Annotated in this window: 13 protein-coding genes; 6 read left to right on the forward strand and 7 right to left on the reverse strand. The window is 40.7% G+C overall.

Features of this window, described 5'->3' with window-relative positions; translation table 11 throughout:
• The first annotated feature begins 20 nt into the window (after nt 1-20).
• The gene (locus JOC78_RS01170) at nt 21-1,181 is read left to right on the forward strand and encodes an aminotransferase A (RefSeq protein ID WP_204552203.1); all 1,161 of its coding nucleotides are present in this window, start codon (nt 21-23) and stop codon (nt 1,179-1,181) included.
• 39 nt (nt 1,182-1,220) lie between these two features.
• Here the strand turns inward: JOC78_RS01170 and JOC78_RS01175 are convergent, their stop codons facing one another.
• The 4 genes from JOC78_RS01175 to JOC78_RS01190 form a co-directional block, all read right to left on the reverse strand.
• Complete coding sequence (locus JOC78_RS01175) at nt 1,221-2,090, reverse strand: NAD(P)-dependent oxidoreductase (RefSeq protein WP_204552205.1); 870 nt, start codon at nt 2,088-2,090, stop codon at nt 1,221-1,223.
• Nucleotides 2,091-2,267: 177 nt separating this feature from the next.
• Nucleotides 2,268-3,050: an SDR family oxidoreductase gene (locus JOC78_RS01180; RefSeq protein ID WP_204552207.1), complete on the reverse strand. Its 783-nt coding sequence runs from the start codon at nt 3,048-3,050 to the stop codon at nt 2,268-2,270.
• Between the two features lie 229 nt (nt 3,051-3,279).
• Nucleotides 3,280-4,995, reverse strand: a complete 1,716-nt coding sequence (ptsP, locus tag JOC78_RS01185) for a phosphoenolpyruvate--protein phosphotransferase (protein WP_204552209.1) — start codon at nt 4,993-4,995, stop codon at nt 3,280-3,282.
• Nucleotides 4,995-5,261, reverse strand: a complete 267-nt coding sequence (locus JOC78_RS01190) for a phosphocarrier protein HPr (protein WP_204552211.1) — start codon at nt 5,259-5,261, stop codon at nt 4,995-4,997. The genes ptsP and JOC78_RS01190 overlap by 1 nt, the downstream gene beginning before the upstream one ends.
• 235 nt (nt 5,262-5,496) lie before the next feature.
• Between JOC78_RS01190 and JOC78_RS01195 the strand changes: the two genes are divergently transcribed.
• Nucleotides 5,497-5,868: a PilZ domain-containing protein gene (locus JOC78_RS01195; RefSeq protein WP_204552213.1), complete on the forward strand. Its 372-nt coding sequence runs from the start codon at nt 5,497-5,499 to the stop codon at nt 5,866-5,868.
• A 115-nt stretch (nt 5,869-5,983) separates the two neighbouring features.
• Here JOC78_RS01195 and JOC78_RS01200 read toward each other — a convergent pair whose 3' ends face one another.
• Nucleotides 5,984-6,178, reverse strand: coding sequence for a hypothetical protein (locus JOC78_RS01200; protein WP_204552214.1), 195 nt, complete (start codon nt 6,176-6,178; stop codon nt 5,984-5,986).
• A 236-nt stretch (nt 6,179-6,414) separates the two neighbouring features.
• Between JOC78_RS01200 and JOC78_RS01205 the strand changes: the two genes are divergently transcribed.
• From JOC78_RS01205 to JOC78_RS01215, 3 genes are all read left to right on the forward strand, one after another.
• Nucleotides 6,415-6,606: a YkvS family protein gene (locus JOC78_RS01205; RefSeq protein WP_204552216.1), complete on the forward strand. Its 192-nt coding sequence runs from the start codon at nt 6,415-6,417 to the stop codon at nt 6,604-6,606.
• Between the two features lie 326 nt (nt 6,607-6,932).
• Nucleotides 6,933-7,541 (forward strand): CPBP family intramembrane glutamic endopeptidase, encoded by a 609-nt coding sequence (locus JOC78_RS01210; RefSeq protein ID WP_204552218.1) that lies wholly within the window; start codon nt 6,933-6,935, stop codon nt 7,539-7,541.
• Between the two features lie 133 nt (nt 7,542-7,674).
• Nucleotides 7,675-8,283, forward strand: a complete 609-nt coding sequence (locus JOC78_RS01215) for a hypothetical protein (RefSeq protein ID WP_204552220.1) — start codon at nt 7,675-7,677, stop codon at nt 8,281-8,283.
• Nucleotides 8,284-8,373: 90 nt separating this feature from the next.
• Here JOC78_RS01215 and JOC78_RS01220 read toward each other — a convergent pair whose 3' ends face one another.
• Nucleotides 8,374-9,396: a YkvI family membrane protein gene (locus JOC78_RS01220; protein WP_204552222.1), complete on the reverse strand. Its 1,023-nt coding sequence runs from the start codon at nt 9,394-9,396 to the stop codon at nt 8,374-8,376.
• Nucleotides 9,397-9,625: 229 nt separating this feature from the next.
• Between JOC78_RS01220 and JOC78_RS01225 the strand changes: the two genes are divergently transcribed.
• Nucleotides 9,626-11,773: an ATP-dependent Clp protease ATP-binding subunit gene (locus JOC78_RS01225; RefSeq protein ID WP_204552224.1), complete on the forward strand. Its 2,148-nt coding sequence runs from the start codon at nt 9,626-9,628 to the stop codon at nt 11,771-11,773.
• A 409-nt stretch (nt 11,774-12,182) separates the two neighbouring features.
• On the opposite strand, the gene JOC78_RS01230 is transcribed toward JOC78_RS01225, so the two are convergent.
• On the reverse strand, nt 12,183-13,886 hold the full coding sequence (locus JOC78_RS01230) for a M3 family oligoendopeptidase (protein WP_204552225.1): 1,704 nt from the start codon (nt 13,884-13,886) through the stop codon (nt 12,183-12,185).
• Nucleotides 13,887-13,889: the final 3 nt, after the last annotated feature.

Below are 13,889 nucleotides of genomic sequence, written 5' to 3' on the forward strand. Positions count from 1 at the left end.
ACAGAAAGGTGGTTTTTACGTTGGAACATCGTCTGAATGACAGTGTGAAAAATATAGAGATATCAGGAATCCGGAAGTTTTTTAATTTAGTAGGCGGGACAGAAGATATGATTTCGCTGACGATCGGTCAGCCCGACTTTCCTACGCCTCTGCACGTGAAAGAAGCTGGCATTAAATCTATTCATAATAATTTCACCAACTATACACATAACGCGGGATTTATCGAACTGCGAACGGCAGCGGCAAACTTTGTACATAATAAATACAAACTGAATTATAACCCTGAGACGGAAGTCATCATTACAGTTGGTGCAAGCCAAGCCATCGATGTGGCACTTAGAACCATTTTATGCCGCGGAGATGAAGTGATTCTTCCTGGACCGGTTTATCCTGGCTATGAGCCGATTATTCATATGTGCGGGGCAGCACCTGTCATGGTTGATACACGTGATAATGAATTTAAGCTAACAGCCGATTTAATTGAACAGGCAATTACTGAAAAGACAAAAGCTCTGATCTTGCCTTACCCATCCAATCCGACCGGCGTCAGCTTGTCTGAAACAGAGCTGCAAGAAATTGCCGAACTGTTAAAAGATAAAGATATTTTTATCATTGCGGACGAAATCTACAGTGAGCTCACATATGATCAAACGCATGTGTCCATTTCGCAGTTTTTAAAGTCTCAAACGATTGTGCTCAATGGCTTATCAAAGTCTCATTCCATGACCGGCTGGAGAATTGGACTATTATTTGCCCCTGAAGCGATTGCTAAACATATTTTGAAGGTGCACCAATATAATGTATCTTGTGCGTCTTCCGTGTCACAAATGGCGGCGATTGAAGCCTTGACTGCAGGGTGTGATGATGCTTTGCCGATGAGAGAGCAATATAATAAGCGCCGGGAATATGTATTCGAACGTTTATCCAACATGGGGTTAGACGTGGTAAAACCTGATGGAGCTTTTTATTTCTTTGTGAAGATACCAGACCAGATCACGGAGTCTTCTTTTGATTTCTGTTATAAGCTAGCCACTTCGTATAAAGTGGCTGTCGTTCCAGGAAGTGCTTTTTCTGCGTTTGGTGAAGGATATTTCCGGCTGTCTTATGCTTGTTCAATGGAAATGCTTGAAAATGGATTAGACCGGATAGAGGCTTATTTAAATACATTGGCTCTGAAATAATTAATAGCCCCCTTCTAACGCGCTCAGAAGGGGGCTGTTTTAGTTCCAGTATTTAATTAGAGCTTGCGTTCCGCTTTCTTCTTCTCCTTTAGCTGCTAGTTCTTCATACATGTCTTTTGCCATTGTCAGACCTGGAAGATCTAATTCCATTCGCTCCGCTTCTTCTAAAGCGATTTTCATATCTTTAATAAAATGTTTAATATAAAATCCCGGAGCATAGTCGCCTTTGATGATACGAGGGGCTAAATTGGAAAGTGACCAGCTTCCTGCTGCACCGCTTGCAATACTTTTTAACACCGTTTCAGGATTCAGTCCTGCTTTTTTGGCATACAATAAAGACTCACAGATTCCAATCATATTTGTCGCAATCGCTATTTGATTGCACATTTTTGTATGCTGTCCTGCACCTGCATCCCCTTGATACACAATATTTTCTCCGATGATTTCTAACAGCGGCAAGATATCAGTAAATGTCTCATAGTCTCCTCCTGCCATGATCGCTAAAGTGCCATTTTTCGCTCCTATATCCCCGCCTGAAACGGGGGCATCGATCGACCTGACTCCGATCTCTTTCGATTTTTCATAAATCTCTTTCGCCAAACTTGGCTTTGACGTCGTCATATCCACCACAATTTGACCTGGACGGCTATTGGCTAATAGGCCGTTAGAGCCAAAGTACACCTCTTTCACATCTTTCGGCTCTCCAATAATCGTAAATATTATATCGGACTGTTTCGAAAGCTCCCCTGGCGTTTCACACCAGATCGCTCCATTTGATAACAAGTCATTAGCTTTATCCTTCGTCCGAGTGTAGATCGCTAACGGATAACCAGCTTGTTGAATATGACGGGCCATACTTTTCCCCATAACGCCTATTCCAATAAAACCAATGGTTTGTTTATCTTTCATTTTTATAGCCTCATTCCCTAATCATTTTGCCTAACTTATTAAATCAAAAAAAGAGACCTGCCGCTAAGACAGGTCCCAAGAAAAGGGGGGGTGTGAGTGAGAATCTCCAATTGATAATGCTTAATTATATCGTTCCCCGGCCCCTGTCTTTTTAAACCCATATTGATAAAAAAATTTTTAAATAGATCTCACCATTCCGCCATCTACTAGAAAACTGCTTCCAGTCATGTAGGTATTCTCATCTGAAGCGAGGAAAGCCACCACATTGGCAAACTCTTCAGGCTTTCCATACCTGCCAAGAGGAATCTTATTCTTCATTTGTTCTTCCTGCTGCTCAATTGAAATTCCTTGTTTATCCGCATTGAATTCATCAAGATGACGGACACGGTCTGTAGCAATTCTTCCTGGGGCTACTGTATTGACAAGGATGTTATCATTAGCGAATTCCTCTGCCAGCGTTTTAGATAGACCGACAATGCCTGTGCGGAATGTATTTGAAAGAATTAAACCCGGAATAGGCTCTTTAATAGAGGAAGAGGCAATGTTAATAATTTTCCCTCCCTGTTTCTTTAAATACGGCAGTGCTTCACGAATCACTCGTATGTAAGAAAGCAGATTTAATTCAAATGCACTTTGCCAATCTGAATCGCTCATGTCTTCAAACTTGCCAGCCTTTGGACCTCCTGCATTATTTATTAAAATATCAATTGTTCCGAAATGCTTCACTGTCTCTTCTGTCAGTTTTTTTATCTGAGTCGGATCCGTTATATCACATACCATATATTCGACTTGTCCATCGTATTGTGATTTAATTTCTGCTTGAACTTCAGACAATTTATCTTCTGAGCGGCTAGCAAGCATGACATTGGCTCCCTTTTGCGCCAGCTTTTGCGCAATGGCTTTTCCTAGTCCTTGACTTGAAGCTAATACTAAAGCAGTTTTTCCTTGAAATTGATTCATGTATGTATGCCTCCCACTTGTTAATCTGTTTACTATTATAATATAGTTTGAATTTTCGTGCATTTTTCTTGTCTGCTTTTCTTAATAAAAACAAAAAAAATCCAGGCAATGAATTGCCTGGACCAAAAAAGTGGGGGAAAATGAGAATGAAAAGGCTAAGTGAGTCTTCTCATATGCTGTTATATCATTTATACCCACTTTTTTCGTATTAAACACATAAATGAAACATTTATTTAGAAACTTTTTTTACCGCTTGGATGACTTCACCATAAGTTCGCAAATTTAGTGCTTCTTCTGCCAGATTTTCCATCTCAGCTTTTGAAAGGCGTTTCAATTGTGAGCGAGCTTTTAATATGGATGTAGCACTCATTGAGAATTCATCTAAACCTAATCCGAGCAGAATAGGTATAGCCACTTCATCTCCAGCCATTTCACCGCACATGCCAGCCCATTTGCCTTCTTTATGAGCGGCATCAATCACCATTTTGATTAAGCGCAGAATGGATGGGTTATAAGGCTGATACAAATAAGACACTCTTTCATTCATCCGATCCGCTGCCATCGTATATTGAATTAAATCATTCGTCCCGATGCTAAAGAAGTCGACCTCTTTCGCAAATTGATCAGCTAAGATAGCTGTTGACGGAATTTCGACCATGATTCCTACTTCAATATTTTCTGACACGCTGACACCTTCATCAATTAATGATTGCTTCGCCGATTCAAGTGCCGCTTTCGCTTCACGGAATTCATCTAATGTAGCGATCATAGGAAACATAATTTTTAAATTTCCATAGACGCTTGCACGAAGCAAGGCTCGAAGCTGAGTTTGAAAAATATCTCGATCCTCTAAGCATAAACGAATGGCCCGGAATCCTAGAAAAGGGTTCATTTCCTTTGGCAAATCTAAATAAGGAAGCTCTTTATCTCCGCCAATATCTAATGTGCGGACGACAACCGGCTTACCATCCATTCCTTCAAGCACGGCTTTATAGGACTCGAACTGTTCGTCTTCGGTCGGCAATTGGTCTCGGCCCATATAAAGAAATTCGGTTCGATACAGTCCAATGCCTTCTCCGCCATTATTAATCACACCTTTTAAATCTTTAGGCGTGCCAATGTTCGCAGCCAGTTCTACATGATATCCGTCGGCAGTAACCGTTTTCTCATTCACGAGTTTTGCCCACTCTGCTTTTTGCTCTTCATACTGTGCAGAAATCTCGCGGTATTCAGCCAGCAATTCTTCAGTCGGATTAATATGTACTTGTCCTTTTAATCCGTCCACTATGACCATGTCGCCATTTTCAATTTGCTGAGTCACTTCTTTCGCTCCAACGACTGCAGGGATCTCCATTGAACGGGCCATGATCGCCGAGTGAGACGTTCTGCCTCCGATATCAGTTGTAAACCCTTTAACAAATTCACGATTTAATTGAGCGGTATCTGAAGGGGTGAGATCTTCAGCGATGATAATGACTTCTTCAGCAATTAAGCTTGGATTCGCCAGTTGAACTTGCAGTAAATGAGCAAGGATTCGCTTAGTTACATCGCGAATGTCAGCAGCGCGTTCCTTCATATAATCATTGTCCATCGACTCGAACATCGCAATGAACATATCCCCTGTTTCTTTTAAAGCGTGTTCTGCGTTGACAGAATCTGTTTTGATTTTTTCCTCAATTGGCTGAATGAGTTCAGGATCACTTAAAACCAGTAAATGAGCTTCGAAAATGGCCGCTTTATCCGCGCCAAGATCTTTGTATGCCTTTTCTTTAATCGTTTCAAGATCCGTTTTTGCCGCTTGAAGAGCAGTCTGAAATCGATTGACTTCTTCCGCTGGATCGGAAACAGATGACTGATTAAATGATAAGTCAGGTTCTACTAATCGGTAAGCTTTAGCAATCGCAATTCCATTAGAAGCAGCAATTCCATTAAGAATGGTTGACATTACTCCGCCAAACCTTCTTTAGTTAATACATCCTTTAATTCTGCAATCGCTTCCGATTCGTCGCTGCCTTCTGCTGTAATTGTAATATCAGCCCCTTGGCCGATTCCAAGAGACATAACACCCATGATTGATTTTAAGTTTACTTTTTTCTCTTTATATTCTAAGTTAATGTCGCTTGAGAATTTACTCGCTGTTTGCACTAATAATGTTGCCGGGCGAGCATGAATACCTGTTTCAGCTGTTACTTTGAATGATTGTTGTGCCATTTTTATCTTCTCCTTTACATCTTAGAACTATATTTGCATTTTTACATTACATGAAAAATATCTTATCTGCAATACTTGTATTTACAAGTTGCGATAATCGTAATAAATAGACGGGTTGTGCCTTCTTAGAGAATATCATTACTTGCTCTTGAGCTCAATTATCAAGCATTATTATATTGATCATTTTGATCACTTTGTTTTACAATAAAGTGGAAATATGGAAGGGTTGATAGACATGTATTACAAAAGACACGAAGCCTTTCGATACGCTTTTCAAGAACCGGTAGAAGCTTCCCTTGAAATTTACCAAAAAGCAGACCAGTCGCTTGTATGTATCGACAGCTCAACAGCAGATATTCTGGACCTAAGTCCCAATGGCTTAAAAATGGTTTCTGATCTCGATATCGACCGGGCAGAAGATCCGCTTGTACGCATTCGCTTTCTATTGTCAGAGGCCACAATTGAAATAAATGGACACATCAATTGGAAAAAAAAGATGGGATCGAAATTTGAATATGGCTTCAGCGGCAATGATGATGATCAAACGAAACAGCTAATTGTGAATGAACTGAAAATGTACACCAAGAAACAGCTGAGAAGAAGGTAAGGATCAAAAGCGGGAACTTGACTAGTACGTCTTGCTAATCAATTTTCCGCTTCTTTCTATATTCTCTCCGCATGTTATTTTTTGTTGCGGAATCAGAACCTATACATACAAGGCATCAGCTCCTTGGTTCTTCTAGATAGGTATAAATGACGTTCCCCCCGCGCTGTGCGATTCCCCTAAAATGTTTAAAGTCTTCCCTCTTCACTAGCACTTTCCGAAATTCTAGGAAATTCTCTTTGCTGACAAAGCACTCTTTTATTTCTCCATTTTTTAATTGTTCCATTTGCTGCACGATGTTTTCGCTAGACATTTCATCACTTCCTTTTGAAATAATTGAATAATTTAAAAAATACATATAATTCCCACAAAAATACTTTACTCTTTTAACTAAATAAGGCAAACTGTAAAGTAATACAATTACCTGCATATAATAAGAAAAAGGCGGAACACCTTCCTCATCTGTTTCCCCTTTGTATTATTATATCGGTTTAATGGAGGAACAACAAAAAGTAAACGTTTACAAATGAAGAAGAAGGAGAGAGAAAGATGACTAAGGCAGAAGTGGGGAATGTAATCGAATTTAAAGAAGGATTACGAGGAATTGTTGAAAAGATCAACGAAAACTCTGTAATCGTAGATTTAACCATCATGGAAAACTTCAGATACTTGGAGTTAGAAGAAAAAACCGTAGTCAATCATAAGAATTACACTATTATTCAACCTTCTGTTAATGCCTAGCCAGCGAGCCTTCTGCTCGCTGGTTTTTTTAAGCTTTTGTTATGACCGCTTCCTCACTGAACCAATCGCCTGCTCCTTGCAGATTATTGAGTTGAGCGGGACTGGCGATTTGGTTAAGCGCTGATAGAATGTTCAAAGCCGCCGTTAGAGTTGGGTTACCCGCTGATAGAATGCCCAAAGCCGCCGTTAGTGCTATATCAGTGGCAATTTTCCTCCTATAGAGAAGAGATCCTTTCCCCTACTCTATGAATCATATATTTTATTACCATTTTGTTCGGGATTTTGTTACAATAATGCCTGTGATTGAAGGAGGGAGTATCTGTTTCATGTTTATATTAAAAGACTGGCGATTGCTAAGCAGCATCGTTTTAGCCCATATTCTTTTATATATCACTTTTTCTGACCGTGATATTTTTTGGTATATTTATACCGCTGCTAATTTATTTTTCATTAGCTTGGCTATAATGAATGAAAAGATTGATGACAAGCAGAGAACCCGAAGCTTTATTAAATATGGTTTGCTGTCGGGCTTGTTATTATATGGGTTGTTTTGGATCGGCCACTTACTGCTTCCTTACCTCCCGTTTTCATGGGATCGTCAAGTATCAAAAATGTACAGCTGGTATTCGCCGCAGTTTATCTGGCACTATATTGTACTTATTCTTATCTTCATTCCTGGGGAAGAATTATTTTGGCGAGGCTATGTTCAAAAAAAGCTCTCTCATTACTTTAATGATTTAACTGCGATTCTAGTTACCTCAGCGCTATATGCTTCTGTATTTATTTATTCTGATAAATGGATTTGGGTCATCGCAGCCTTCATTGGCGGACTGTATTGGGGCGCTCTTTATGTATGGAAACGCAGCATACCGATGCTGATTATCTCCCATTTAGTATTTACACTGCTGCTAATCGTCATCTTACCCTTGAGATAATTTAGAAAAAAGAGCCTGCGGGCTCTTTTTTTTGTTCATTCAAGCAAAAATTGGTGAATAATAAAGTAAAATGGATATAACACCATTTACTTTAGACTAACAAGATCAAACGTGTTCAAAAGGAGAGTGTCAGATGAAAAAGTGGAATAGAAGCATGTGGCTTTCCCTGGTTATTCCCTTCGCCATGTTAAGCGGCTGCAGCAGTGATGAGGAGAAAGCAGACCCTCCTGCTGAAGCAGAAGAAATGAAAGAAGTGCCTTCTGAAGAAAACGAAAAAATCCGGCTGCTGGAAAAACAGTTAACTTACAAACTTGATGGCCAGACAAACACGGAAACAGCTTTCTTAAAAAATAGTGATCATCAGCCCTACTCGCTTTATGTCTTGCAGAATTTTGAATTCACAGCCGAAGAACCACAAAAAGATGTCATCTTCAGTAAACAGGAAGATCAGTATTTTATGCGCATCGAAGTGCTTTCCGTCAAGGAGCCAGACAGCCTTATTGAAGAAGTGAATACTGCCCTGTCCACAGTCAACCCTAACGTTCAAGAGCTTCCCGCTTCCGAGGCAGGAGCCTGGCTTTCAAATGCACGTATTTTCCAAAGCGCAGCAGATGATTCAACAGTCACTGCCTACTTGATTCCTTCAGGAAATAAGACCATTAAATTAACGGTGTTTGATAATAGCAAACAGCGCTATCAATCAGCTTTTTTAACGATGGCAGAAACATTATCGCTTAAATAACCTTAAAATTAGACTTGCCATCATCAGCTCTTGTTTCCAAATTCATTCTGGAACAAGGGCTTTTTATATGAACCTCAGAAGCCCCAATTATTATTTCTTCCAAAGTAAAAATAGAAACACTAGACTGATGCATCCAAAAATAGGATACAAGAATCCAAGCAAGGTGCCGTATGAGATTTGGCTTAATAGAAAGCCCGCTGAAAAAATAATTAAATATAGTATGCCAGGAGGCCAATGAACCTTCTGAGACATTTGCTGCTTTAATCCATAGGCGTTTCCGATCACCGATGTAAAAATTTCACCATAGATTAGAAAAGCATACAGATAGTGAAATGCCGGAAGAAACTGCTCCACAATATAAGCCATCGGAATTTCATAAGAAGCGATATCTTCCACTTGAATTAAACAGGCATGACTGGCAAGCATGAGCAGCATTAAAGCTCCACCACCTAAAAACGCGCCTCTTTTGATAACTTTTTTATCATTTACTTCACTGGCAAGCGGAACTAGCACAGCTTGGGCTAAAGCAAGATTTAATGCTGTATAGCTTAAAGGAGAAAGCCAGGTGCGCCATGTGTGATCTTCATCCTTTCCTAACAAAAGATCGGTTAAAAAATCCGGTTCTGTTACCGCTGCCCCAGCTAAACGCAAGTGGAAAATGATCATTAATGGCACCACAACAACATTTACAGCCAGCAAACCTTTTACTCCCTTTTTCACCACTATAAAACCTGCTGCAATCGTCAACAGAATTCCGCTGTTTCCAGGCAAATTAAAATGTTCATCAAATAAGGCTCCCGTTCCAGAGAGCATGACTCCAGTCACTCCGATCAGCATGAAAAACTGCAAAAGGTTCACCCATCCCGCTATCCGCTGTCCGAATAAATGTATGTTGAGCTCCCGGTAAGAAGCAGCTTTTAGATCGATGGCAGTGATCATCATCTTTGCTCCTAAAAATATAAATAAGCAGCCGCTGAATAAAATCGCAGGCATGCCATAAAAGCCGAATTGAGTAAAAAATTGAAAGATTTCCTTCCCAGTGGCAAAACCGGCTCCAATAATGGTGCCTATATAGACAGCCGCTATTTGAAAGGCTCCGATCCAGGTTTTCATGATCCACCCCCGCTCTTTGACATTAATTCACCTTATGCTTGTCTCTCCCGATTAAGAAGAGATTGAAAAATTTTTTAAACAAAATACTTGAAAGTCAAAAAAGGTCAAATTATAATAAAGTCAAACAAGATCAAATAAGGTCAAACCTCTCCTGTTAAATAAACGGGACATTTTTTCAGCCCAAAGGTCAAAAAAAGTCAAATATATATACAAAAGGAGATGAACAAAAATGTTATGTCAAATTTGCCAGCAAAACCAAGCAAATGTTCAGCTGCGTATTCATACAAACGGTAAAGGAAAACACTTTCACTTATGTTCAGACTGCTATAAAAAAGAAAAACAAGCGATAGGAGGCAGCCCAATGAATTTTCAGCAATTCGGTGGATTTCCACTAGATGAATTTATGAAAGGCTTTGGATTTCCTCATTCGAGTGAAAAGCCACAGGCAGAACGCCCACTCCACACACAGCATGACGGTCACCACGGAGGCAACGGCTTTTTGCAGGAGTATGGAAAAAACTTAAGCGACTTAGCTAAAGCAGGATTAATTGACCCTGTGATCGGCAGAGAAAAAGAAATCGAACGCGTGATTGAAACACTAAACCGCAGAAATAAGAACAACCCGGTGCTCATTGGTGAGCCAGGTGTCGGTAAAACAGCGATCGCAGAGGGTCTGGCTTTAAAAATAGCTGAGGGCCAAGTGCCTCTAAAATTAAAAAATAAAGAGGTTTATCTTTTAGATGTCGCGTCACTCGTAGCTAACACAGGTATTCGCGGACAATTTGAAGAAAGAATGAAGCAGTTAATTACTGAATTGCAGCAGCAGAAAAACATCATTCTCTTTATCGATGAAATTCATCAGCTAGTAGGCGCAGGTTCAGCTGAAGGTTCTATGGATGCCGGTAACATTCTTAAACCTGCTCTTGCACGCGGTGAACTTCAAGTCATCGGTGCAACCACATTGAAAGAATACCGTCAAATTGAAAAGGATGCGGCTCTTGAGCGCAGATTCCAGCCGGTGATCGTCAGTGAGCCTACTGCAGAGCAAGCTGTTCATATCTTAAAAGGATTGCAAAAACGCTATGAAGATTTTCACGAAGTGACATTTACACAAGAAGCACTAGAAGCATGTGTTCACCTATCTCACCGCTATATTCAAGATCGATTCCTGCCGGATAAAGCGATCGACTTAATGGATGAAGCGGGTGCGAAGCTGAATTTAACAATCAATACAGAAGACCAAGAATCCATCCAGGAGCGCTTAGCACGAATTGCCGCTGAAAAAGAAGCCGCGCTGAAAAATGAAGATTACGAAAAAGCGGCTCAATTACGAGATGAAGAAGCAGCATACAGCAACATGGAGGGCAAACCTGTAGAACGCCCGACGGTTACAGTAGAAACGATTCAGCAGTTAATTGAAAAGAAAACCGGTATACCTATTGGCAAGCTTCAGCAGGATGAGCAGCAAAAAATGCGCGATCTAGAGGCAAACCTGACTCGAAAAGTAATCGGTCAAAAAGATGCAGTCAAAAAAGTAGCGAAAGCAATTCGCCGCAGCCGTGCTGGATTAAAGTCGAAGCACCGGCCAATCGGTTCCTTCTTATTCGTCGGTCCTACAGGTGTCGGGAAAACGGAACTCACAAAAACGCTGGCGGAAGAATTATTCGGATCTAGTGAAGCGATGATCCGTTTAGATATGAGTGAATACATGGAGAAGCACAGCACGTCTAAATTAATTGGTTCTCCTCCGGGATATGTTGGTCATGATGAAGCCGGCCAATTAACCGAGAAAGTGCGCCGCAATCCATACAGCATCATTCTCTTAGATGAGATTGAAAAGGCTCATCCTGATGTGCAGCATATGTTCTTGCAGATATTAGAAGATGGACGCCTGACGGACAGCCAAGGACGCACAGTCAGCTTTAAAGATACCGTCATTATTATGACAAGCAATGCCGGAGTAGCCAACAAAACAGTGAAGGTTGGATTTGGCAGCAATTCAGCGATGAAAGAAAGTTCTCTATTAGATTCTCTAAGCCAGTTTTTCAAACCGGAATTTTTAAACCGATTTGACAATATTATCGAATTTAATAAGCTGCAAAAAGAAGATCTGCACCAAATTGTTGATCTGATGCTTGAAGAGTTAACTGCTGCGCTGTCCGAGCAGAACATGACTCTGACTGTAACACCGGAAGCGAAAGATCAGCTTGCAGAGCTTGGATATCACCCTGCATTTGGTGCTCGTCCGCTTCGCCGGGTGATTCAAGAACAGCTTGAAGACCGGATTGCAGACTTGATTTTAGATGATCCAGAAGTGAAGGATGTAATAGCTGTCGTAGAAAACAGAGACATTTCCTTAAAGCCACACAATGAATAAAGATGGTGCCAGTTCACAGGAGACCACTGAAAATTTTTTGTTAAATTGGTGTGGTTTGATTTCCACTTCAGGATGCTTCGCTTTCCGCGGGGCGTGCGGTGAGCCTCCTCAGCGCTAAAGCGCCTGCGGGGTCTCACCTGTCACGCTGATCCCGCAGGAGTCTCGCACCTTCCGTTCCAATCATTTTAGTACTATGAGACCAGTAACTTTAACCAAATGACTAGAATGTAAAAAGAATCCTAAAGCTGTTGGGGTAAATATTAAGTAATATAAAGCGGGAAATAAGAAAAAAGCCGGGATCATTCCTAAAATGGAATTGTTCCGGCTTTTTTGTTTAAGATCCAACAAAGAAAATGAAAATATCGACAGATTTACAGGGGCCGCAGTTTACATGGCATCTGTTTATTTTTTACCGCTTATCTATTTTGATATCATCTACTGCATCCAGCCATTTTGAAATCGGCTCAACAACAGATTCCATGCAATCCGCTTCAAAAGGTGAAATCAGCTGGGCCTTCTCCACGATTTCTGTAAAAGAAAGACTTCCGCCAATGCGGCAAATCGCCAAATAATCCTCCCAGGCTTCTTCCTTATTCTCACGCATCCGTTTCCAAAATTGCAGCGCGCAGACTTGAGCAAGCGTGTAATCAATATAATAAAATGGCACTTCATAAATATGTCCTTGTCTCTGCCAGTATCCTCCCGCTTCAAGAAAGGGAATGCCTTCATAGTCCCGCTCAGGCAAATACTCTTTCTCAATTTCTTTCCAGATCATTTTTCTTTCTTCCGGTGTTAATTCCGGCTCTTCATAGATGCGATGCTGAAACTCATCTACAGCTGCACCGTAAGGCAAGAAAAGAAGGGCGCTGCTCAAATGAGAAAACTTATATTTGTCTGTATCTTCTTTAAAGAACCGTTCCATCCATGGCCATGTAAAAAACTCCATGCTCATAGAGTGGATCTCACATGCTTCATAGGTAGGCCATAAATATTCCGGAACCTCGCAGTCTCGGCTGGAATACACTTGAAAGGCATGGCCGGCTTCATGAGTTAACACATCAATATCACCTGAAGTTCCATTGAAGTTAGCAAAGATAAAAGGAGAATGATAGTCTTCTAGAAAAGTGCAATATCCGCCGCCAGCTTTTCCTTTCACTGCAACAAGATCCATTAATTCACGGTCTAGCATGAATTGAAAGAAGTCACTCGTCTCTTCTGATAACTCCTGATACATTAACTTGCCATTTTCAATAATGTACTCCGCATCGCCCTTTGGCTTCGCGTTCCCGCTCGTAAATTGAAAACTCTCATCATAGAACTTTAGTGAATCGACGCCGATCCTTTTTTGCTGACGGTGTCTAAGTTTGGAAGCCAGTGGTACGATATGTTTTTTAATTTGTTCTCTGTAGACCTTCACCTGTTCCGCCCCGTAATCAACTCGCGATAGCCGGTGATAGCCTAGTTCAACGAAGTTAGCATACCCTAGCTTTTTTGCCATCTCCGTTCTCACCTTCACCAATTCATCGAATAATTGGTCAAACTCACTTTCATGATCAGCAAAAAAAGAAAAACGGGCTTCTGCTGCCTTTTTGCGAAGCGTGCGATTTTCTTCTTCCAAATAAGGCTCGAGTTCAGCCAGCGTTAACTCTTTGCCATTAAAATCAATTTGAGCAGAAGCGACCAGCTGAGTATATTGAGAAGACAGTTTATTTTCCTTTTCAAGCAAAGGCAGAATGTCGTCCGAGAATGTTTTCACTTGTGATTCCGCCAGCAGAAATAACTGTTTGCCAAAAGTCTCTTCTAGCTCTTTTCGGTAGGACGAAGATAATAAAGCTTTATTCAGACGTGAAGCAATTCCCTCCATTTTTGGAGACAATTCATCCATATAATCCTGTTCCAGCTTGTAAAATTCATCGTTCGTATCAATTGTATGTCTAATATAGCAGAGGTCCATCATGGTACTGACTCCGCTTCTGATTTTATTAATTCTCTTTAATATTTCAATTTGATCAGTGGCAGATGAAGCTGATAATAACCCGGTTAGTAATGATTCAATTTCAGTTTCAACAGTTGTCCAGTCCGGACGCTTGTATTGATAGTCTTTAAACTTCATCCT

The organism is Bacillus ectoiniformans, assembly GCF_016908875.1.
GTDB classification, from domain to species: Bacteria; Bacillota; Bacilli; order Bacillales; family Domibacillaceae; genus Bacillus_BX; species Bacillus_BX ectoiniformans.